Origin of the sequence: Escherichia sp. WS2035 (assembly GCF_046487065.1) — a bacterium.
Taxonomy (GTDB): Bacteria; Pseudomonadota; Gammaproteobacteria; order Enterobacterales; family Enterobacteriaceae; genus Escherichia; species Escherichia coli.
In genome coordinates this window covers 38,361-61,976 of the sequence record NZ_JBJQKD010000015.1, presented here as the reverse complement: position 1 = coordinate 61,976, position 23,616 = coordinate 38,361, and the positions used below count along the sequence as shown (strand labels likewise).

At 49.1% G+C, this 23,616-nt stretch carries 16 protein-coding genes and 1 pseudogene; 10 read left to right on the top strand and 7 right to left on the bottom strand.

Annotated features, from left to right (window positions below):
• Positions 1 to 89 precede the first annotated feature (89 nt).
• From ACJHX4_RS20985 to ACJHX4_RS20955, 7 genes are all read left to right on the top strand, one after another.
• Positions 90 to 1,367: an MFS transporter gene (locus tag ACJHX4_RS20985; protein ID WP_001164534.1), complete on the top strand. Its 1,278-nt coding sequence runs from the start codon at positions 90 to 92 to the stop codon at positions 1,365 to 1,367.
• Between the two features lie 26 nt (positions 1,368 to 1,393).
• Positions 1,394 to 2,872 carry an FGGY-family carbohydrate kinase gene (locus tag ACJHX4_RS20980; protein WP_000039736.1) on the top strand — a complete coding sequence of 493 codons (1,479 nt, stop codon included), beginning with the start codon at positions 1,394 to 1,396 and terminating at the stop codon, positions 2,870 to 2,872.
• Positions 2,873 to 3,036: 164 nt separating this feature from the next.
• Positions 3,037 to 3,957 (top strand): aminoimidazole riboside kinase, encoded by a 921-nt coding sequence (locus ACJHX4_RS20975; RefSeq protein WP_000107665.1) that lies wholly within the window; start codon positions 3,037 to 3,039, stop codon positions 3,955 to 3,957.
• Positions 3,958 to 4,124: 167 nt separating this feature from the next.
• Positions 4,125 to 5,642: a carbohydrate porin gene (locus ACJHX4_RS20970; protein ID WP_000277210.1), complete on the top strand. Its 1,518-nt coding sequence runs from the start codon at positions 4,125 to 4,127 to the stop codon at positions 5,640 to 5,642.
• 60 nt (positions 5,643 to 5,702) lie between these two features.
• Complete coding sequence (locus ACJHX4_RS20965; protein WP_000344912.1) at positions 5,703 to 7,073, top strand: sucrose-specific PTS transporter subunit IIBC; 1,371 nt, start codon at positions 5,703 to 5,705, stop codon at positions 7,071 to 7,073.
• On the top strand, positions 7,073 to 8,482 hold the full coding sequence (locus tag ACJHX4_RS20960; protein ID WP_012896831.1) for a sucrose-6-phosphate hydrolase: 1,410 nt from the start codon (positions 7,073 to 7,075) through the stop codon (positions 8,480 to 8,482). The genes ACJHX4_RS20965 and ACJHX4_RS20960 overlap by 1 nt, the downstream gene beginning before the upstream one ends.
• Positions 8,483 to 8,507: 25 nt before the next feature.
• Positions 8,508 to 9,515 (top strand): LacI family DNA-binding transcriptional regulator, encoded by a 1,008-nt coding sequence (locus tag ACJHX4_RS20955; protein ID WP_001232702.1) that lies wholly within the window; start codon positions 8,508 to 8,510, stop codon positions 9,513 to 9,515.
• An 84-nt stretch (positions 9,516 to 9,599) separates the two neighbouring features.
• Here ACJHX4_RS20955 and queE read toward each other — a convergent pair whose 3' ends face one another.
• The gene (queE, locus tag ACJHX4_RS20950) at positions 9,600 to 10,271 is read right to left on the bottom strand and encodes a 7-carboxy-7-deazaguanine synthase QueE (protein WP_001199974.1); all 672 of its coding nucleotides are present in this window, start codon (positions 10,269 to 10,271) and stop codon (positions 9,600 to 9,602) included.
• Positions 10,272 to 10,409: 138 nt separating this feature from the next.
• On the opposite strand from queE, the pseudogene ACJHX4_RS20945 reads away from it, so the two are divergent.
• A pseudogene (locus tag ACJHX4_RS20945) lies at positions 10,410 to 10,551 on the top strand (hypothetical protein).
• A 13-nt stretch (positions 10,552 to 10,564) separates the two neighbouring features.
• Positions 10,565 to 11,437, top strand: coding sequence for a TPM domain-containing protein (locus ACJHX4_RS20940; RefSeq protein ID WP_001268442.1), 873 nt, complete (start codon positions 10,565 to 10,567; stop codon positions 11,435 to 11,437).
• 59 nt (positions 11,438 to 11,496) lie between these two features.
• Here ACJHX4_RS20940 and eno read toward each other — a convergent pair whose 3' ends face one another.
• The 5 genes from eno to rlmD form a co-directional block, all read right to left on the bottom strand.
• Positions 11,497 to 12,795 carry a phosphopyruvate hydratase gene (gene eno, locus ACJHX4_RS20935; protein WP_000036723.1) on the bottom strand — a complete coding sequence of 433 codons (1,299 nt, stop codon included), beginning with the start codon at positions 12,793 to 12,795 and terminating at the stop codon, positions 11,497 to 11,499.
• Positions 12,796 to 12,882: 87 nt separating this feature from the next.
• Positions 12,883 to 14,520, bottom strand: coding sequence for a glutamine hydrolyzing CTP synthase (gene pyrG, locus ACJHX4_RS20930; protein ID WP_000210878.1), 1,638 nt, complete (start codon positions 14,518 to 14,520; stop codon positions 12,883 to 12,885).
• A 227-nt stretch (positions 14,521 to 14,747) separates the two neighbouring features.
• Positions 14,748 to 15,539, bottom strand: a complete 792-nt coding sequence (gene mazG / locus ACJHX4_RS20925) for a nucleoside triphosphate pyrophosphohydrolase (protein ID WP_001071631.1) — start codon at positions 15,537 to 15,539, stop codon at positions 14,748 to 14,750.
• Between the two features lie 95 nt (positions 15,540 to 15,634).
• Positions 15,635 to 17,869, bottom strand: coding sequence for a GTP diphosphokinase (relA, locus tag ACJHX4_RS20920; RefSeq protein ID WP_000226815.1), 2,235 nt, complete (start codon positions 17,867 to 17,869; stop codon positions 15,635 to 15,637).
• A gap of 47 nt (positions 17,870 to 17,916) precedes the next feature.
• On the bottom strand, positions 17,917 to 19,218 hold the full coding sequence (gene rlmD / locus ACJHX4_RS20915) for a 23S rRNA (uracil(1939)-C(5))-methyltransferase RlmD (RefSeq protein ID WP_000046817.1): 1,302 nt from the start codon (positions 19,216 to 19,218) through the stop codon (positions 17,917 to 17,919).
• 56 nt (positions 19,219 to 19,274) lie between these two features.
• On the opposite strand from rlmD, the gene barA reads away from it, so the two are divergent.
• Positions 19,275 to 22,031, top strand: a complete 2,757-nt coding sequence (gene barA, locus ACJHX4_RS20910) for a two-component sensor histidine kinase BarA (RefSeq protein WP_000186432.1) — start codon at positions 19,275 to 19,277, stop codon at positions 22,029 to 22,031.
• Between the two features lie 230 nt (positions 22,032 to 22,261).
• Here the strand turns inward: barA and gudD are convergent, their stop codons facing one another.
• Positions 22,262 to 23,602 (bottom strand): glucarate dehydratase, encoded by a 1,341-nt coding sequence (gene gudD / locus ACJHX4_RS20905; RefSeq protein WP_000098246.1) that lies wholly within the window; start codon positions 23,600 to 23,602, stop codon positions 22,262 to 22,264.
• Between the last annotated feature and the right edge of the window lie 14 nt (positions 23,603 to 23,616).

Genomic DNA, 23,616 nt, shown 5'->3' with positions numbered 1-23,616 from the left:
GCAATTACTAGAGACCTGAGAAAAGTAATCCACCTGAAAGGGCGGCTTACTTTTCTCTTTTTTTTGTCTATTACAAATGGGAATACGATATGCAACACAACTCATATCGCCGTTGGATAACCCTCGCGATAATTAGTTTTAGCGGCGGCGTTAGTTTCGACCTGGCTTATTTACGTTATATTTATCAAATTCCCATGGCAAAATTTATGGGATTCAGCAATACCGAGATAGGTTTAATAATGAGTACCTTTGGTATTGCGGCCATTATTTTCTATGCCCCTAGCGGCGTTATTGCCGATAAATTTTCACATCGCAAAATGATTACTTCCGCGATGATCATTACCGGATTACTGGGTCTGTTAATGGCAACATATCCACCGCTGTGGGTAATGCTCTGTATTCAGGTCGCCTTTGCGATAACGACGATTTTAATGCTGTGGTCGGTGTCGATTAAAGCCGCATCGTTGCTGGGCGATCATAGCGAGCAAGGGAAAATTATGGGCTGGATGGAAGGGCTGCGCGGCGTCGGTGTAATGTCGCTGGCGGTGTTTACCATGTGGGTCTTTTCTCGCTTTGCACCGGATGACAGCGCCAGCCTGAAAACGGTCATTATTATCTATAGTGTGGTTTACATTCTGCTGGGCATTTTGTGTTGGTTTTTTGTTAGCGATAACAACAACCTACGCAGTGCCAATAACGAAGAAAAACAGTCATTCCAGCTTAGCGACATCCTGGCCGTTTTGCGCATCAGCACTACCTGGTATTGCAGCATGGTGATTTTTGGTGTCTTCACCATCTACGCCATTCTGAGTTACTCCACCAACTATCTGACCGAAATGTACGGCATGTCGCTGGTGGCGGCGAGCTACATGGGGATTGTGATCAACAAAATCTTCCGCGCGCTGTGCGGCCCACTTGGCGGCATTATCACCACCTACAGTAAAGTGAAATCCCCTACCCGCGTGGTCCAAATCCTTTCCATCATCGGTTTGCTGGCGTTGACAGCCCTGCTCGTCACGAACTCTAACCCGCAATCGGTCGCGATGGGGATTGGCTTGATTTTATTACTGGGATTCACCTGTTACGCCTCACGCGGGCTGTACTGGGCCTGCCCTGGCGAAGCGAGAACACCGTCTTACATTATGGGCACCACGGTAGGTATTTGTTCGGTGATTGGATTCCTGCCGGATGTCTTCGTTTACCCGATTATCGGCTACTGGCAAGACACCCTGCCCGCTGCAGAAGCCTATCGCAACATGTGGCTAATGGGCATGGCGGCGCTTGGCATGGTGATCATCTTTACCTTTTTGCTGTTCCAAAAAATTCGTACTGCTGATAGCGCCCCCGCAATGGCTAGCAGCAAGTAAGCCAGGAAAATTACAGGAGAAAAATCATGTCGAAAAAATACATCATAGGGATTGATGGCGGAAGTCAGAGCACAAAAGTGGTGATGTACGATCTGGAAGGTAATGTGGTTTGCGAAGGCAAAGGCTTATTGCAGCCGATGCACACGCCAGATGCCGATACCGCAGAACATCCTGACGATGATTTATGGGCATCACTATGTTTTGCCAGTCACGATTTGATGAGCCAGTTTGCCGGGAATAAAGAAGATATTGTCGGCATTGGCCTGGGCTCAATCCGTTGCTGCCGTGCGCTATTGAAAGCCGATGGTACGCCAGCCGCGCCGTTGATTAGCTGGCAGGATGCACGCGTTACACGCCCTTACGAACACACTAATCCTGACGTGGCCTATGTCACCTCTTTTTCGGGTTATCTGACACATCGCTTAACCGGCGAGTTTAAAGACAATATCGCCAACTATTTTGGTCAGTGGCCGGTGGATTATAAGAGCTGGGCATGGAGCGAAGATGCTACGGTAATGGAAAAGTTTAATATCCCCCGCCAGATGCTTTTTGACGTGCAAATGCCGGGCACCATTCTTGGGCATATCACACCACAAGCTGCGCTGGCGACACATTTCCCGGCTGGGCTGCCGGTTGTTTGTACCACCAGTGATAAACCGGTAGAAGCTCTGGGAGCCGGGTTACTGGATGATGAAACGGCGGTAATTTCTCTTGGCACCTATATCGCGTTGATGATGAACGGCAAAGCACTGCCGAAAGATCCGGTGGCGTACTGGCCGATTATGTCTTCTATTCCGCAAACATTGCTGTATGAAGGTTACGGTATTCGCAAAGGCATGTGGACGGTGAGCTGGCTGCGCGACATGTTAGGCGAGTCGTTAATTCAGGATGCCAAAGCACAGGATCTTTCACCGGAAGATTTGCTCAACAAAAAAGCGTCTTGCGTGCCGCCTGGCTGTAATGGTCTGATGACGGTGCTGGACTGGCTGACCAATCCGTGGGAACCGTACAAACGCGGGATTATGATCGGTTTTGATTCCAGCATGGATTACGCATGGATATATCGTTCGATACTGGAAAGCGTGGCGCTGACGCTGAAGAATAATTACGACAATATGTGTCATGAAATGAATCACTTTGCAAAGCATGTGATCATTACTGGCGGCGGTTCGAACAGCGATCTGTTTATGCAGATTTTTGCCGACGTGTTCAACCTTCCGGCACGCCGAAACGCCATTAACGGTTGTGCAAGTCTGGGGGCTGCGATCAATACGGCGGTAGGTCTGGGGCTATACCCGGATTACACAACGGCTGTCGATAAAATGGTTCGCGTGAAAGATATCTTCATACCGATTGAGAGCAATGCCAAACGCTACGACGCGATGAATAAAGGCATTTTCAAAGACCTAACCAAACATACTGATGTGATCCTGAAAAAATCGTATGAAGTGATGCATGGGGAATTGGGGAATGCGGATTCGATCCAGAGCTGGTCGAATGCGTAAGTGAGATAAACAGTGCCGGGTAGATGATTAATCCCGGCATATTCACGTTTCCACTACAAAATACCGGGTAACCACTGCTGAATATTGTTCTCTCCTGAGCAGCGTTTATGCTTTAATTGCTAAACCGATTTAATTAGTTTAGCAATTAGTATATTGGAGCCTTTATGAGCACAAGAGTATGGGTACTCGGTGATGCGGTTGTTGATTTATTACCCGAAAGCCAGGGGAGACTACTACAGTGTCCTGGTGGGGCGCCTGCTAATGTTGCAGTCGGTATCGCAAGGCTGGGGGGGAAAAGTGCCTTTATTGGCAAAGTTGGCGATGATCCTTTCGGTCGCTTTATGTATCAAACACTGAGTACAGAAAATGTTGATACACGTTATATGTCTCTTGATCCTCAACATCGCACCTCAATTGTGGCTGTAGGACTTGATGAGCAAGGAGAAAGAAACTTTACCTTTATGGTACGCCCAAGTGCCGATCTTTTTTTACAACCTGATGACCTTCCTGCATTTGGGCCGGGTGAATGGCTCCATCTTTGTTCCATTGCGCTCAGTGCAGAACCTTCCCGAAGTACCGCATTTCTGGCTATGGAGAAAATACGTCAGGCTGGCGGAAACATCAGTTTTGATCCCAATATCCGCAGCGATCTCTGGCAGAGTGAAGCGCTGTTAAGGAAATACCTTGATCGTGCGCTTTCGCTGGCGAATATCGCTAAATTGTCCGAAGAAGAGTTGTTATTCATCAGTGACGAAAGCCAGGTTCAGCAAGGCGCATATTCATTAGTACAACGTTATCCGTTGACTTTATTGCTTATTACACAAGGAAAAAATGGCGTACTTGTGTATTTTCAGGGGCAGTTTATCCACTATCCCGCCAAACCTGTTTCTGTCGTCGATACGACCGGGGCAGGAGATGCTTTTGTCGCTGGATTACTTGCCGGTCTGGCTGATTCTGGAATACCAACAAATACCAGACAGCTTGAACGAATCATTGCACAAGCTCAGATTTGTGGTGCTCTGGCGACCACGGCTAAAGGCGCGATGACCGCCTTACCCCGACAACACGATCTCCCTTCACAATAGTGATCCTGCTGTTGTATCTGTAACCCGATTTGTCGTGCCTGTCACATTTACTAAATCGGTTTAGCGAAAATAATTGCTCTGGCTAAAAAGTCAGCTTTATTATCAACACCTAAACCGGTTTAGCATTTTAGCAATTTTTATAATTCTCTGATGGGACGCGACAAATTATGTATAAAAAAACAACTTTGGCAGTGTTAATTGCTTTGCTGACCGGTGCTACAACGGTACATGCGCAAACGGATATTAGCAGTATCGAATCTCGACTGGCGGCGTTGGAACAACGTTTAAAAAATGCGGAATCCCGCGCCCAGGCGGCAGAAGCAAGGGCCAAAACAGCTGAATTACAGGTTCAGAAACTGGCTGAAACACAACAACAAAATCAGCTAACAACTCAAGAAGTAGCACAGAGAACAGTTCAGCTCGAACAGAAATCCGCAGAAAACAGTGGTTTTGAGTTTCATGGCTATGCCCGTTCCGGGTTACTGATGAATGATGCCGCTTCCAGTAGCAAAAGTGGGCCGTATCTGACTCCCGCAGGTGAAACTGGTGGAGCTGTTGGCCGTCTGGGAAATGAAGCCGATACCTATGTCGAGTTAAATGTAGAACATAAACAAACACTGGATAACGGTGCGACCACACGCTTTAAAGCAATGTTGGCTGACGGACAAAGAGATTACAACGACTGGACTGGCGGCTCCAGTAACCTGAATATCCGACAGGCTTTTGCCGAACTGGGCGCATTACCAAGTTTTACCGGAGCATTCAAAGACAGTACTGTCTGGGCTGGTAAACGCTTTGATCGCGACAATTTTGATATTCACTGGTTAGACTCCGATGTCGTATTTTTAGCGGGAACGGGCGGCGGTATCTATGACGTAAAATGGAACGAGACATTCCGCAGTAACTTTTCTCTCTACGGACGTAATTTCGGCGATCTTGATGATATCGACAATAACGTTCAGAACTACATCCTCACCATGAATCATTATGCAGGCCCCTTCCAGTTGATGGTTAGCGGATTACGGGCAAAAGATAATGATGATCGAAAAGATGCCAATGGTGATCTCATTCAAACTGATGCTGCAAATACTGGCGTACATGCGTTAGTTGGTCTGCACAATGACACTTTCTATGGCCTGCGTGAAGGGACGGCAAAAACAGCACTGCTATATGGCCATGGCCTGGGTGCGGAAGTCAAAGGGATTGGCTCCGATGGCGCTCTGCTGTCTGAGGCGAATACCTGGCGCTTCGCATCTTACGGCACAACACCTCTGGGAAGCGGTTGGTATGTTGCGCCAGCAATTCTCGCACAAAGCAGTAAAGATCGTTACGTCAAAGGCGATAGCTACGAATGGGTGACCTTCAATACACGTCTGATCAAAGAGGTAACACAGAATTTTGCTCTGGCCTTTGAGGGTAGCTATCAATATATGGATCTGAAGCCAAAGGGGTATCAAAACCACAACGCCGTAAACGGCAGCTTCTATAAACTCACCTTTGCTCCAACTCTAAAAGCTAACGATATCAATAATTTCTTTAGCCGTCCGGAGCTTCGCCTGTTTGCCACCTGGATGGACTGGAGCAGCAAACTTGATGATTTTGCCAGCAATGATGCTTTCGGCAGCAGTGGTTTCAATACTGGCGGAGAGTGGAATTTTGGTGTCCAAATGGAAACCTGGTTTTAATACCAGACAGCCTCACGGATGTGAGGCTTTTACTGAAATAACAATGAATTAGAGGGTTATATGGATTTCGATAAAATCGCCCAATCGTTGCTTCCTTTATTAGGTGGTAAGGAGAACATCGCCAGTGCAGCACATTGCGCCACTCGCCTACGGCTGGTACTGGTTGACGACACACTTGCCGATCAACATGCCATTGGCCAGATTGATGGAGTGAAAGGTTGTTTTCGTAATTCAGGGCAAATGCAAATCATCTTTGGCACCGGCGTGGTTAATAAAGTCTATGCTGCCTTTATTCAGGTTGCAGGTATTAGCGAATCCAGTAAAGCAGATACCGCTCGACTCGCCGCTCAAAAACTCAATCCTTTTCAGCGAATAGCACGGCTACTTTCTAATATTTTTGTCCCCATCATTCCAGCCATTGTTGCTTCTGGTTTATTAATGGGGCTTCTGGGAATGGTGAAAACATATGGCTGGGTGAATGCCGATAATGCGATTTATATCCTGCTGGATATGTGCAGTTCAGCCGCATTTATTATTCTCCCCATCCTTATTGGCTTTACTGCTGCTCGTGAATTTGGTGGAAATCCTTATCTTGGCGCGACATTAGGAGGGATTCTGACTCACCCGGCACTCACAAATGCCTGGGGCGTTGCTGCGGGATTTCAGACAATGAACTTCTTCGGTTTTGAAATCGCCATGATTGGCTATCAGGGAACGGTTTTCCCCGTGCTTCTGGCAGTATGGTTTATGAGCATAGTGGAAAAACAGTTACGCAGGTTTATCCCTGATGCTCTGGATCTCATTCTGACGCCATTTCTGACTGTCGTCATTTCTGGCTTTATCGCTCTTTTGATTATTGGTCCGGCAGGACGAGCGTTAGGTGACGGTATCTCTTTCGTTCTCAGCACGCTGATTGCACACGCAGGCTGGTTAGCAGGGTTGTTATTCGGCGGGCTATATTCAGCGATTGTTATTACGGGTATTCATCATAGCTTCCACGCAATTGAAGCAGGACTTTTAGGTAACCCTGCAATCGGTGTTAATTTCCTGCTGCCTATTTGGGCAATGGCAAACGTTGCGCAAGGCGGTGCATGTCTGGCGGTATGGTTTAAAACCAAAGATACAAAAATTAAAGCAATCACCCTACCCTCGGCCTTTTCCGCAATGTTAGGGATTACTGAAGCCGCTATTTTTGGTATCAACCTTCGTTTTGTTAAACCTTTTATTGCGGCCTTAATTGGTGGCGCTGCCGGCGGTGCCTGGGTTGTCTCTGTTCACGTTTATATGACTGCCGTTGGTCTGACCGCAATACCCGGCATGGCAATCGTTCAGCCAACATCGTTGGTTAATTATATTATTGGAATGGTGATTGCTTTCGCTGTCGCTTTTAGCCTCTCTTTATTACTCAAATACAAAACGGACGAGGAGTAATGTCGATGCCTTCACAAATGCCCGCGATTTTACAGGCAGTGATGAAAGGTCAGTCCAAAGCACTGGCAGATGCCCACTATCCTTGTTGGCATCTCGCTCCAGTCACCGGACTAATGAACGATCCAAATGGCTTTTGTTGGTCTGGAGGCCGCTATCATCTGTTTTATCAATGGAATCCACTGGCTTGTGATCATAAGTACAAATGTTGGGGGCACTGGAGTTCGACGGATTTATTGCACTGGCAGCATGAACCATTAGCGCTAATGCCCGATAAAGAGTACGACCGTAATGGTTGTTACTCAGGAAGCGCGGTTAATAATCAGGGCGTTCTCACACTTTGCTATACCGGTAATGTTAAGTTTGATGATGGCAGCAGAACAGCATGGCAATGTCTGGCCACCGAAAATAACCAGGGCGGGTTTGATAAACTAGGCCCTGTCATACCGTTACCTGATGGTTACACCGGACATGTTCGTGATCCAAAAGTCTGGAAGCACAACAGCCAATGGTACATGGTGCTTGGCGCGCAAGATAAAGAGAAACGGGGGAAAGTACTGCTGTATTCCTCTGTCGATCTCTATACCTGGTCTTTTCATGGAGAAATTGCTGGTAATGGTCTGAATGAAATAGATAACGCAGGATACATGTGGGAATGTCCTGATCTTTTCGCCCTTGATGGTGAATACATTCTCCTCTGCTGCCCCCAGGGAATGGCGCGCGAACATGAGCGCTATCTGAATACTTATCCCTGCGCCTGGCTACATGGACAGTTTGATTACGAGACAGGCAAGTTTACGCATGGCGCTTTCTCAGAGCTGGATGCGGGATTTGAATTCTATGCACCACAGACGATGGAAGCCCCGGACGGGCGACGATTGCTGGTCGGCTGGATGGGGGTTCCTGATGGCGAAGAGATGTTGCAACCAACCAGAAAGCATCATTGGCAGCATCAAATGACCTGTTTTCGCGAACTCTCATTCCAGAAGGGAAAATTGTTTCAGATGCCAATCAGGGAACTCGCGCAACTGCGTGAAGCTGAACACTTCTGGCAAGGAAAAGCGGATCATGCGCCGCATGTCGAAATTGAACGCCTGGAAATGGACATCATTCCGTCGGGTGAGCTGTATCTGAATTTTGGCAATGCGCTGGCACTGCATCTTAATGACGATGGTATTCAACTACAGAGGAGAAGCCTTGCAGGGCAAGAGAAACTAACTCGTTACTGGCGAGGAAGCGTAACGTCACTGAAGATTCTCTGTGACAGTTCCAGCGTAGAGATATTCATCAATAATGGTGAAGGTGTAATGAGTAATCGTTATTTTCCCCATCATCCAGCTTCGCTGATATTACAGGGTGAGTCTGACGTCACGTTACGCTACTGGTCGCTACGCGCCTGCATGGTAGAATGAGGGTTTTGAATTACGGATCCTCGTCGTGAGAAAAACCAAACGCGTTACTATTAAAGACATTGCTGAACTGGCGGGAGTGTCGAAAGCAACCGCCAGTCTGGTTCTCAATGGTCGTGGCAAAGAGTTACGTGTTGCGCAGGAAACGCGTGAGCGTGTGCTGAGTATTGCCCAACAGCAGCATTATCAGCCCAGCATTCATGCCCGCTCATTACGGGACAACCGCAGTCATACCATTGGTCTCGTCGTTCCTGAAATCACTAACTACGGATTTGCAGTATTTTCCCATGAACTGGAAACATTGTGTCGGGAAGCGGGCGTCCAACTCCTCATATCCTGTACTGATGAAAATCCTTCACAGGAAACAATGGTGGTGAACAATATGATTGCCCGCCAGGTTGATGGGTTAATCGTCGCATCCAGTATGCTGCATGATAATGACTATCAAAAACTTAGCGAGCAATTACCTGTTGTGTTGTTCGATCGCCACATGAACGGCAGCACATTGCCATTGGTCATTACTGACTCTGTTTCTCCCACCGCCGCTCTGGTGGCAGATATTGCACGGAGTCACCCGGATGAATTCTATTTTCTGGGGGGACAACCCCGTTTGTCACCGACTCGTGATCGACTGGAAGGATTTACACAAGGCTTGCAGCAAGCCGGAGTAACGCTACAACCTGAATGGATTATTCACGGTAATTATCATCCGAGCTCAGGCTATGAAATGTTTGCCGCGCTATGCGCTCGTTTAGGACGTCCCCCTAAAGCCTTATTCACTGCCGCTTGTGGATTACTGGAAGGCGTTCTGCGCTATATGAGCCAATATAATTTACTCGACAGTAAAATCCACCTGGCGAGTTTTGATGATCATTACTTGTATGATTCACTTTCGGTAAGAATCGACACAATACAACAGGATAATCGCCAACTTGCTTTTCACTGCTTTGAACTTATTTCGCAACTGATTGAAGGTGAAACGCCATCCCCATTACAGCGTTATCTTCCTGCCAGTCTACAAAAACGCTACCGATAATCCCGTCACTATCTTGCATCGCCCCTGTAAAACGGGGCGATTATTTTCATCCTGAACGTTAAATATCAATGATGCATAATCAAATCAGGCAATATTTAAATATTTATGCGTTTGCATCGACAAACGCCAGTTGCGCGCAATGCAGGTATCGATACATAAACGCGTAGCATCTTCCTTCTGGCTAATTGGCTGCAGTGCAATGACTCGCGGTTTATCATCGGTCAGCGTCGCAAGCAATTCATCCAGTGCTTCGATATCACGTACGCGTCCCACTGGGTGTTTGATTTCGTTGGCTCGCTCCAGTGCCTGTGACAACACTTCATAGCCACCGCGCATATTCAGCTTTGGCGACACGGTGACCCAGGTATTCGGTGTACAGCGTACTTCATGAGTACCACTGGTTTCTATCTGGCAGCTAAAACCGTTCTTTTCGAGCAGGTCAGTCAGCGGCAGCAAATCATGAATGCAAGGCTCACCACCCGTAATCACCACGTGACGCGCGGTGTATCCCTGACGGCCAATGACAGCCAGCAAATCTTCACTGCTCGCCGCCCCCCACTTATCACTCTCTTTGGTCTTCGCCAGAATGCTGAAAAGGGAGACTTCCCGATCCTCAAGCTTTTCCCAGGTGTGTTTGGTGTCGCACCAGGCACAGCCAACCGGACATCCCTGTAAACGAATAAAAATGGCGGGGACGCCGGTAAAGTAACCCTCACCTTGCAGGGTCTGGAACATCTCGTTAATCGGGTACTGCATAGCATTCTCTGTGAAGTGGATAATTGTTAATTATTGCAGATCCTGCCACAACAATCATGTCTTATTAACATTCTGTTACCGGCAGGTTTAAAGAAAAATGCGAAACATATCGTTAATAATAAAAGGGAGTGACGTATTATGTCAGAAAGAAATAAAGTAAAGGGATTTAATCATGTCAAAAACATTCACCAAAATTATATTTATCTTTTCTGTATTCATTTTTAATTATAACGAACCTCAAATTACCGATACCGCCGTCAATTTATTTATCCAGCTTTAATAGGACATTTATAATGCGCTATTTCATACTAATATTCACACTCGTGTGTTCCTTTGTTGCAGCCCAACCAACTATTGTCCCACAATTACAGCAACAAGTTACGGATCTTACGAGTAGCTTAAACTCACAAGAAAAGAAAGAACTGACGCGCAAGCTAGAATCTATTTTCAATAATACCCAAGTACAAATTGCTGTATTAATTATTCCCACAACCAAAGACGAGACAATTGAACAATATGCTGCAAGGGTTTTTGACAATTGGCGTTTAGGAGATGCCAAACGCAATGATGGGATACTGATCATTGTTGCCTGGTCGGATCGCACTGTCCGCATCCAGGTAGGTTATGGACTGGAAGAAAAGGTAACCGATGCTCTGGCTGGAGATATCATCCGTAGCAACATGATACCCGCATTTAAACAACAACAATTAGCTAAAGGATTAGAGTTAGCTATAATCGCTTTGAATAACCGACTCACTTCACAACACCAATATTCGGTTAATCCTTCAGAAAGTGAATCAGCATCTTCCAGCGATCATTACTACTTTGCTATTTTTTGGGTATTTGCAGTGATGTTCTTCCCTTTCTGGTTTTTTCATCAAGGCAGTAATTTTTGTCGCGCATGTAAAAGCAGTGTCTGTATTTCAGCAATCTATCTTTTAGATTTATTCCTGTTCTCCGATAAAACTTTTTCCATTGCTGTATTTTTCTTCTTTTTTACTTTCACCACCATTATGGTCTTTACCTGTTTATGTGTACTTCAGAAAAAAGCATCTGGTAGAAGTTATCATTCAGACAACAGCGGTTCCGGTGGCGGCTCAAGTGGCGGCGGATTTAGCGGCGGGGGCGGTTCTTCTGGCGGTGGCGGCGCGTCCGGTCGTTGGTAACTCAACCATAAAAAACGCCAGCCCGAAGGCTGGCATTTTTAAATCAGATAAAGTCAGACTTATGCTTGGCCTTTGATCTCTTTACGACCGTTGTACGGTGCTTTTTCGCCCAGAGCTTCTTCGATACGAATCAGCTGGTTGTATTTAGCAACACGGTCAGAACGGCTCATAGAACCCGTTTTGATCTGGCCTGCAGCAGTACCAACAGCCAGGTCAGCGATGGTAGCGTCTTCAGTTTCGCCAGAACGGTGAGAGATAACTGCAGTGTAGCCAGCGTCTTTCGCCATCTTGATTGCAGCCAGAGTTTCGGTCAGAGAACCGATCTGGTTGAATTTGATCAGGATGGAGTTAGCGATACCTTTTTCGATACCTTCTTTCAGGATCTTGGTGTTGGTTACGAACAGGTCGTCACCAACCAGCTGGATTTTGTCGCCCAGAACTTTGGTTTGGTATGCGAAACCGTCCCAGTCAGATTCGTCCAGACCGTCTTCGATGGAAACGATCGGATACTGTTTGGTCAGTTCTTCCAGGAAGTGAGTGAATTCTTCAGAGGTGAATGCTTTGTTGCCTTCGCCAGCCAGAACGTATTTACCGTCTTTGTAGAATTCAGAAGCTGCGCAGTCCATCGCCAGAGTGATGTCTTTGCCCAGTTCATAACCAGCAGCTTTAACAGCTTCAGCGATAACAGCCAGAGCTTCAGCGTTGGAACCCAGGTTCGGCGCATAGCCACCTTCGTCACCAACAGCAGTGTTCATGCCTTTCGCTTTCAGAACTTTTGCCAGGTGATGGAAAACTTCAGAACCCATGCGGATGGCTTCTTTCACAGTTTTCGCGCCAACCGGCTGAATCATGAATTCCTGGATATCAACGTTGTTGTCAGCGTGCTCACCACCGTTGATGATGTTCATCATCGGAACCGGCATAGAGTATTTGCCCGGAGTGCCGTTCAGTTCAGCGATGTGCTCGTACAGCGGCATACCTTTAGCAGCTGCAGCAGCTTTGGCGTTAGCCAGAGATACAGCCAGGATTGCGTTTGCGCCGAATTTGGATTTGTTTTCAGTGCCGTCCAGGTCGATCATGATCTTGTCAATGCCAGCCTGATCTTTAGCATCTTTGCCAATCAGCGCCTGAGCGATCGGGCCGTTAACCGCAGCAACAGCTTTGGTTACGCCTTTGCCCAGGAAACGGGATTTGTCGCCATCGCGCAGTTCCAGAGCTTCACGGGAACCAGTAGAAGCACCTGACGGAGCAGCTGCCATACCGACGAAACCACCCTCCAGATGTACTTCGGCTTCAACAGTCGGGTTACCACGGGAGTCGATGATTTCACGACCGATGATTTTTACGATTTTGGACATTAGGTTTTCCTCAAGTCACTAGTTAAACTGAAACTCCAGACAAACAACGCGTACCCAGGGTACGCGTTGCCGTTCTAACTTTTTTACTTACTTCGCCTGACGTTTCTGGAACTCGCTGGCGGCTTTTACAAAGCCAGCAAACAGCGGGTGACCATCACGTGGAGTAGAAGTAAACTCCGGATGGAACTGGCAAGCCACGAACCACGGATGATTCGGAACTTCGATGATCTCGACCAACTGATCATCCCCGGAACGGCCCGCAACGCGCAGACCTGCATCTTCAATCTGTTTCAACAGCATGTTGTTGACTTCGTAACGGTGACGATGACGCTCAACAATTGTCGGCGCATTGTACAGCTGGCGAACCAGGCTATCGTCAACCAACTGGCACTGCTGTGCGCCGAGACGCATGGTACCGCCGAGATCGCTCTTCTCGCTACGAACTTCAACGTTGCCGTTTTCATCGCGCCACTCGGTAATCAGCGCCACAACCGGGTACTTACAGTCTGGCACAAATTCCGTAGAGTTGGCGTTCTCCATGTTGGCAACATGGCGAGCGTAATCAATTAACGCCACCTGCATACCCAGGCAAATGCCCAGATAAGGAATATTGTTCTCACGCGCAAAACGCGCGGTCGTAATCATGCCTTCTACGCCACGATAGCCGAAACCGCCAGGTACGAGGATTGCGTCCAGACCTTTGAGGATTTCAACGCCGCGCGTTTCAACATCTTGTGAATCGATCAGTTTGATGTTGACGCTGACACGATTCTTCAGCCCACCGTGTTTCAGTGCTTCGATCACGGATTTGTATGCATCCGGCAGCTCAATGTATTTGCCGACCATACCAATGGTGACTTCACTTACCGGATTCGCTTCTTCGAAGATAACCTGTTCCCATTCGGACAGATTCGCTTCCGGGCAGTTTAAGCTGAATCGTTTACAAATATAATCGTCCAGCCCCTGAGATTTCAACAGGCCCGGAATTTTATAGATGGAATCGACGTCTTTCAGAGAAATAACCGCTTTTTCCGGAACATTACAGAACAATGCAATCTTCGCACGTTCGTTCGCTGGAACGGCGCGATCTGAACGACAAATCAGGATATCAGGCTGGATACCGATTGAAAGCAGCTCTTTTACAGAGTGCTGAGTCGGTTTGGTTTTGACTTCACCTGACGCTGCCATGTACGGCACCAGCGTCAGGTGCATAAACAGGGTGTGCTCACGGCCAATTTCAACAGCCATCTGGCGAATCGCTTCGAGGAACGGCAGGGATTCGATATCACCGACAGTACCGCCGATTTCGACCAGTACTACGTCATGACCTTCGCCGCCTTCCAGCACGCGCTCTTTGATAGCGTTAGTGATGTGCGGAATAACCTGTACGGTTGCGCCGAGATAGTCACCGCGGCGTTCTTTACGCAGAACGTCAGAGTAGATACGACCCGTGGTGAAGTTGTTGCGGCGGCTCATTTTGGTACGAATGAAACGCTCGTAGTGCCCCAGGTCCAGGTCGGTTTCAGCGCCGTCTTCAGTAACGAACACTTCCCCGTGTTGGATTGGGCTCATAGTACCGGGATCGACGTTGATGTACGGATCCAGTTTCATGATGGTCACATTGAGGCCACGGGCTTCAAGAATGGCTGCGAGGGAGGCTGCGGCAATGCCTTTACCCAGAGAGGATACGACCCCGCCGGTCACAAAAATATAGTTCGTTGTCATGCTGAACCTGAGAAGTTAGGTTGAAAAGACGATGGAATAACCAGGACGGGAAAGCAGTATACCCGAACATGACCTGTGCCACAAACTTTCATTATCCCTCCTCTTCGCCAGCGCACTATTGAAATCAGGAGTGAGAAAATAGCCCCTTTGGGGTAAATGTTTTTGACGCAAATCAAGCGCTTGTCATTTAAAAAATGACACAAATCGCGCTTGACCACGTAATTCCCTTAGAGATCAATTTCCTGCCGTTTTACCTGTTGCCAGACTTCTTCCATTGTTTCGAGGTCAACACCTGTCATTTCCAGTCCACGCGCGGCAACAATACGCTCCACTTCGCGAAAACGACGCTCGAATTTTTCGTTCGCTTTTTGCAATGCGATTTCCGCTTTTGTCCCTAAATGACGAGCCAGATTGACCGTGGCAAACAGCAGGTCACCCATTTCCTCCTCCAGTTTAGCCTGGTCGACAACAGCCTGCCGCGCCTCGTACATCACCTCGTCGATCTCTTCGTAGACTTTATCGACTACCGGACCAAGCGTCGTCCAGTCGAAACCAACGTTGGCGCAACGTTTCTGGATTTTTTGCGCACGCATTAAAGCCGGTAAACTACGAGGAATATCGTCCAGCGCCGAATGCTGCGCTTTCTGCGCGCGCTCTTCGGTTTTGATTTGCTCCCAACGGGCAAGCACTTCACTACTATTTTCGGCAGAACTGTCAGCAAAAACATGCGGATGGCGACGCTCTAATTTATCGCTAATAGCAGCGCAAATATCATTAAAGTCAAAGCGCCCTTCTTCCTGAGCTATTTGTGCGTAAAACACCACCTGGAACAGCAGATCGCCCAGTTCACCGCGCAGATCGTCAAAATCTTCACGGGCGATGGCGTCCAGCACCTCGTAGGTTTCTTCAAGGGTGTAAGGCGCAATGGTGGCAAATGTCTGCTCTTTATCCCACGGGCAGCCGTTTTCCGGGTCGCGCAGGCGCTGCATGATGGTGAGCAAACGGTCGATTTGATTCATTGAATTATCCTGAAAATTGCGGGTCCGTCAGGTGTAATACCTTCGAGTAAAAGATATCGCTGGATACGGCTGACGCCATATCCAGCTATGTAAGATTAACTCCCGTGCAACCGACGCGCGTCGATAACATCCGGTACCTGGTTGAGTTTACCCAGCACGCGACCCAGCACTTGCAGGTTGTAAATCTCAATGGTCATGTCGATGGTCGCCAGTTGCTGTTTGGTGTCGCTACGGCTGGCAACGCCAAGTACGTTCACCTTCTCGTTGGCGAGAATGGTGGTGATATCACGTAACAACCCACTACGATCATTAGCCACCACGCGGACCACCAGCGAATATCCGGCGGAGTAGCTCTCGCCCCATACCGCGTCAACAATGCGTTCTGGCGCATGGGAGCGCAGTTCCGCCAATTGTTCGCAATCGGCGCGGTGTACTGAAATACCGCGCCCCTGGGTAATGAAGCCGACAATCTCATCTCCAGGAATCGGCTGGCAGCAGCGCGCGATGTGGTGCATCAGGTTACCGACCCCTTCTACCACCACACGACCGTTATCTTTACTGCGGTTTTGCGGCGTGTAGCTTTTTTGCTGAAGCTGTTTCAGCGCGGCGGCGTCCTGCTCTTCGGCACTCGGCTTATTAAATTGCGATTGCAGGAAGTTCACCATCTGATTGAGACGGATATCCCCGCCACCAATCGCCGCCAGCAACTCGTCGACATCATTGAAGTTGTAACGCGGCAGCAGATGTTTTTCTGCTTCTTTCAGGCTGATCCCCAGATGTTCCAGCTCGTCGTCAAGGATTTGCCGCCCAGCCAGAATGTTTTTGTCACGGTCCTGTTTACGGAACCAGGCGTGAATTTTCGAACGCCCACGGCTGGTTGTGACGTAACCGAGGTTTGGGTTTAACCAGTCACGGCTGGGGTTCGGCTGTTTCTGGGTGATAATTTCAATCTGGTCGCCCATCTGCAGCTGGTAGGTGAACGGCACAATGCGCCCGCCAATTTTTGCCCCGATGCAGCGGTGTCCGACATCACTGTGGATGTGGTAAGCGAAGTCCAGCGGCGTTGATCCCGCAGGCAAATCAACGACATCACCTTTCGGCGTAAAGACGTACACTCGGTCGTCAAAGACCTGACTACGTACTTCGTCGAGCATTTCGCCGGAATCAGCCATCTCTTCCTGCCACGCAATCAGTTTACGCAGCCAGGCAATCCGGTCTTCATGTCCCGAACGTGCGCCGCCAGCAGCCGCGCCCTCTTTATATTTCCAGTGCGCAGCAACACCCAACTCTGCATCTTCATGCATCTGTTTGGTGCGGATTTGGATCTCAACGGTTTTGCCACCCGGCCCCAGAACCACGGTATGAATAGACTGATAACCGTTTGGTTTCGGGTTAGCGACGTAATCGTCAAACTCATCCGGCAGGTGGCGATAGTGAGTGTGCACTATCCCCAGTGCGGCATAACAATCCTGTAAACGCTCGGCGACAATACGTACCGCACGCACATCAAACAGCTCATCGAAGGCGAGGTTCTTTTTCTGCATTTTGCGCCAGATGCTGTAGATGTGTTTCGGACGGCCATACACTTCGGCTTTAACGCCTTCAGCTTTCATCTCAGCGCGCAGATGGCCGACAAACTCTTCGATATAGTGTTCGCGGTCGAGACGGCGTTCATGCAACAGTTTTGCGATGCGTTTGTATTCGGTCGGGTGGAGATAACGGAAGCAGTAATCTTCCAGCTCCCATTTCAGTTGCCCAATCCCAAGACGGTTCGCCAACGGCGCGTAGATATTGGTGCACTCTTTTGCCGCCAGTACACGTTCATCTTCCGGCGCATCTTTTACTTCGCGCAGATGAGCAATACGCTCCGCCAGTTTGATGACTACGCAGCGAAAATCATCGACCATCGCCAATAACATCCGGCGAACGTTATCGACCTGTTCGGAGGAAACAGAATCAGTGTGCGTCGCTTTCAGCTGGCGGATCGCCGCCATATCACGCACGCCGTGAATAAGGTTAACGACCGACTTACCGACGCTCTCGCGCAGCACATCTTCGCTGACTACGTTGGCATCAGCCAGAGGGAATAGCAGCGCCGCCCGCAGCGTGTCAATGTCCATACTTAATGTCGAGAGGATCTCCACCATCTCAACACCACGCCACAATAACAGACTGGCATCCGGATGCCCCTGCGTCTGTTGCAGACAATACGCCCAGGTTTCGGCTAAGCACTCACACGACTTCTGGCTGGTAATACCCAGACTTGCGATCCATTTTTCCGGATCAAATTCACCAGCCTTATTGATATGTGCACTTCTTACCGCAACCATCGTCCTCTCCTTTAGGGACCAGACCTGCCGAAATCGGCAAATCGTAACTATTTAACGCGCGAGAAAAGTACCATCGATTCCAGATGTCCCGTGTGTGGGAACATATCCAGCATCGCCAGTCGCGCAATGGTATATCCTGCTTTTAATAACGCTTCGCTATCCCGAGCCAGCGTTGCAGGGTTACAGGATACATAAACTATACGAATAGGTTCCAGTTTTATAATTTGCTGCATAACACCTGCGGCACCTGCTCGCGCCGGGTCCAACAACACTTTATCGAAGCCGTTTTTCGCCCACGGCTGCTTTGTGACATCTTCTTCAAGATTTTCGTGATAAAACGTCACATTCTGTAAGCCATTAAGACGCGCATTCTGCTGGCCTTTTTCCACCAGCGCCGGAACACCTTCTACACCGACCACACTGGCAGCTTGTGTCGCCAATGGCAGTGTAAAGTTGCCCATACCGCAGAACAGATCCAGTACGCGATCTTCAGGTTCCACATCCAGCCATTCCAACGCACGCGCTACCATTTTTTGGTTCACACCCGCATTGACCTGAATAAAATCGCGCGGGCTAAAAGTTAAGCGCAACCCATTTGAGTCATACCAGGGCATCTCACCAGAGACGGTTTCGAGTATCTCACTATCGGGGGCGAGATACAGATCCAGGCCTTCAGAATGCGAAAAGCATTCCAGTTTTTCGCGATCTGCCGAACTTAGCGGTGCGGTATGGCGCAAAATCATTAGCGTGCCGCTGGTTGCCTGTACCAGTTCAACATGACCAAGATGGCGCATAGCTTGTAAGCTGCCCAGGCATGCCCTGACTTTGGGCAGCAATGCTTCTAGTTGGGGCACTAAAATGGGGCATTGTTTAACGTCGACAATGTCACTGGAGCCCGCTTTGCGAAACCCCATCTGAAGTTGCTGTGTTTTCGGTAAGTAGTTCAGACTTAAACGCGCGCGACGGCGATAGCCCCAAGGAACATCGGCGATCACTTCAGAGACTTCGTGTTTCATTAATCGGGCGAGTGCCGCACTTTTGCTTCGCTGCTGTAAATCCACGCTGGCGTGTTGTTGCTGACAGCCGCCGCATACGCCAAAATGAGGACAGCGTGGCGTTTCGCGTTCCGGGCTATCGCTTAACCGGCGTACGACTTTAGCGCGGGCATACTGTTTTTTATCTTCAGTAACAGTAACTTCCGCGTTTTCCTGCGGCAATAATCCGGGGATAAATAATGTTTTGCCGTTATGTCGCGCCACACCCTGACCAAAAGAGTCGAGGTCGTTGACTGAAACGGTTATGATCTGACGCGTCGTCGTGCGTCGTTTTGCAGAGTAGAATTGCGCCATTGGCGAGACTTTCTCAATTTAACAGTGTGACCTTAATTGTCCCATAACGGAACTCCATGACCAACTACAGCCTGCGCGCACGCATGATGATTCTGATCCTGGCACCGACCGTCCTTATTGGTTTATTGCTGAGTATCTTTTTCGTCGTGCATCGCTATAACGACTTGCAGCGTCAACTGGAAGATGCCGGTGCCAGCATTATTGAGCCGCTTGCAGTTTCTACTGAATATGGCATGAGTCTGCAAAATCGCGAATCTATCGGTCAGTTAATAAGCGTACTGCATCGTCGCCATTCTGATATTGTTCGCGCGATTTCGGTTTATGATGAAAATAACCGACTCTTTGTCACCTCCAATTTTCATCTTGATCCCTCATCAATGCAGCTCGGCAGCAACGTGCCGTTTCCTCGCCAGCTCACTGTCACTCGTGACGGCGATATTATGATCCTCCGCACGCCGATTATTTCTGAGAGTTACTCCCCCGACGAATCGCCCAGTAGCGATGCCAAAAATAGTCAAAATATGTTGGGATATATTGCGCTTGAGCTGGATCTTAAATCGGTTCGCTTGCAGCAATATAAAGAGATCTTTATTTCCAGCGTGATGATGCTGTTTTGTATCGGTATTGCGCTTATTTTTGGCTGGCGCTTAATGCGCGATGTAACCGGTCCGATTCGCAACATGGTGAATACCGTCGACCGCATCCGTCGCGGGCAACTCGACAGCCGGGTGGAAGGATTTATGCTCGGCGAGCTGGATATGCTGAAAAACGGTATCAACTCGATGGCAATGTCGCTGGCGGCTTATCACGAAGAGATGCAACACAATATCGACCAGGCGACGTCCGATCTGCGTGAGACGCTGGAGCAAATGGAGATTCAGAACGTTGAGTTGGATCTGGCGAAAAAGCGCGCCCAGGAAGCGGCGCGTATTAAATCCGAGTTTCTGGCAAATATGTCACACGAGCTGCGTACACCACTGAATGGTGTTATTGGCTTTACCCGCCTGACGCTGAAAACAGAATTAACACCAACGCAGCGCGATCACCTGAATACGATTGAACGTTCGGCAAATAATTTGCTGGCAATTATTAATGATGTTCTCGACTTCTCGAAACTGGAAGCCGGTAAGCTGATTCTGGAAAGTATTCCGTTCCCACTGCGCAGCACGCTGGATGAAGTCGTTACCCTTCTGGCACACTCTTCCCACGATAAAGGGCTGGAATTGACGCTCAATATTAAGAGCGACGTCCCCGATAACGTGATTGGCGACCCGCTACGTTTACAGCAAATCATCACTAACCTGGTGGGGAACGCGATTAAATTCACCGAGAATGGCAACATCGATATTCTGGTGGAAAAACGTGCGCTGAGTAATACCAAAGTGCAAATTGAAGTGCAGATTCGGGATACCGGCATTGGTATTCCTGAACGCGATCAATCGCGCTTATTCCAGGCCTTCAGACAGGCTGATGCCAGTATTTCCCGCCGTCATGGTGGCACCGGGCTGGGGCTGGTGATTACACAAAAACTGGTTAATGAAATGGGCGGTGATATTTCGTTCCATAGCCTGCCGAATCGTGGTTCAACTTTCTGGTTCCACATTAATCTCGATCTGAACCCGAACATTATTATCGAAGGGCCATCCACCCAGTGCCTCGCTGGTAAGCGCCTGGCCTATGTCGAACCAAACTCCGCAGCAGCACAATGCACGCTGGATATTTTAAGTGAAACGCCGCTGGAAGTGGTTTATAGCCCAACGTTCTCCGCGCTGCCTCCCGCGCATTACGACATGATGTTGTTAGGCATCGCGGTGACCTTCCGCGAGCCGCTAACAATGCAACATGAGCGATTAGCGAAAGCGGTATCGATGACCGATTTCCTGATGCTGGCACTTCCTTGCCATGCACAAGTCAATGCTGAAAAACTTAAGCAAGATGGTATCGGCGCGTGTCTGCTGAAACCATTAACACCTACGCGCCTGTTGCCTGCCCTGACGGAATTTTATCATCACAAACAAAACACGCTTTTGCCTGTAACCGATGAAAGTAAGCTGGCAATGACAGTCATGGCGGTTGATGACAACCCCGCTAACCTGAAACTTATCGGCGCATTGCTGGAAGATATGGTGCAACATGTGGAACTTTGCGATAGCGGGCATCAGGCAGTTGAACGGGCGAAACAGATGCCGTTCGATTTAATCTTAATGGATATTCAAATGCCGGACATGGACGGCATTCGGGCATGTGAGCTCATCCACCAGCTCCCGCATCAGCAGCAAACGCCGGTTATCGCGGTAACGGCGCATGCGATGGCCGGGCAAAAAGAGAAACTGCTTGGCGCGGGGATGAGTGATTATCTCGCCAAACCGATCGAAGAAGAGCGATTGCATAATTTGCTGTTGCGCTACAAGCCTGGCAGCGGTATTTCCTCTCGCGTCGTGACGCCCGAAGTCAACGAAATTGTGGTCAACCCGAATGCGACCCTCGACTGGCAACTGGCACTACGCCAGGCAGCAGGAAAAACCGATTTAGCGCGCGATATGCTGCAAATGTTACTCGATTTCCTGCCTGAAGTTCGCAACAAAGTTGAGGAACAGCTGGTTGGAGAAAACCCGGAAGGCCTGGTTGATTTGATTCATAAACTGCATGGCAGTTGCGGCTATAGCGGTGTACCGCGTATGAAGAATCTCTGCCAACTGATCGAACAACAGCTACGTAGCGGTACTAAAGAAGAAGATTTGGAGCCGGAGCTGCTGGAACTGTTGGACGAGATGGATAATGTAGCGCGCGAAGCCAGCAAAATTCTCGGGTAATGGACGTCTTGTCGAGTAGCAACCGGATTTTTATGACGCTGGTTTCAGATTGGTGACAAGTGCCTGTGTTTATGCCGGATGCGGCGTTAACGCCTTATCCGGCCTGCAAAACCAATTAAATTCAATGAATTAAAAAATGATGTAGCCCTGATACGTAGCGCAACAGGCAATTTTGCGTTTGGCATCAGTCTCAAACCGGCTCCAGATAGAGCCGGTTTTGGTTTTCTGTCTTAACGCACCATGCACGGACGCTTGTTATCGAACGTCCAGCCGGGGATCAGGTACTGCATTCCCATCGCATCGTCACGCGCGCCAAGCCCGTGTTTCTGATACAGCTCGTGCGCTTTCATCACTTGATCCATATCGATTTCTACACCCAGCCCCGGTTTTTCTGGCACCTGAACCAGACCGCCTTTGATCTCTAACGGTTCTTTGGTCAGGCGCTGATTACCTTCCTGCCAGATCCAGTGCGTATCAATCGCGGTGATTTTACCCGGTGCGGCAGCGGCAACATGGGTAAACATCGCCAGGGAAATATCGAAGTGGTTGTTGGAGTGTGAACCCCAGGTCAGGCCAAATTCATGACACATTTGCGCCACACGTACCGAACCTTGCATCGTCCAGAAATGCGGATCCGCAAGCGGGATATCAACGGATTGCAACGAGAGCGTATGGCCCATCTGCCGCCAGTCGGTGGCGATCATATTGGTTGCGGTCGGCAGGCCAGTTGCGCGACGGAACTCTGCCATCACTTCACGCCCGGAGAAACCTTGCTCCGCACCACACGGATCTTCTGCATAAGCCAGCGAACCTTTCAGGTATGTACCGATTTTAATCGCTTCGTTCAGCGACCAGGCACCGTTAGGATCGAGCGTAATACGCGCCTGCGGGAAACGTTGCGCCAGTGCCACAATAGATTCTGCTTCTTCTTCCCCGGCCAGTACACCGCCCTTCAGTTTGAAATCGTTGAAGCCATATTTTTCATATGCCGCTTCCGCCAGGCGCACCACCGCATCCGGCGTCATCGCTTCTTCGTGACGCAGGCGATACCAGTCACATTGATCATCCGGCTGGCTTTGATACGGCAGCGGTGTGGCTTTGCGATTACCGACGAAGAACAGATAACCGAGCATTTCGACTTCGCTACGCTGTTGGCCATCGCCCAGCAGCGATGCCACGTTTACCCCCAGATGCTGCCCCAACAGATCCAGCATTGCCGCTTCTATCCCGGTAACTACATGAATAGTGGTACGCAAATCAAATGTCTGCAAACCGCGCCCACCGGCATCACGATCGGCAAACGTATTACGCACCAGCGTCAGAACGTTTTTGTATTCACCCAGCGTTTTACCCACCACCAGCGGAATCGCATCTTCCAGCGTTTTACGGATTTTCTCGCCGCCGGGAATTTCCCCTACGCCAGTGTGACCGGAATTATCTTTGATAATCACAATATTACGCGTGAAGAACGGTGCATGTGCACCACTCAGATTCATCAGCATACTGTCATGACCCGCCACCGGGATGACCTGCATTTCAGTAACAACAGGCGTCGTAAATTGAGAACTCATATTTATGTCCTTTT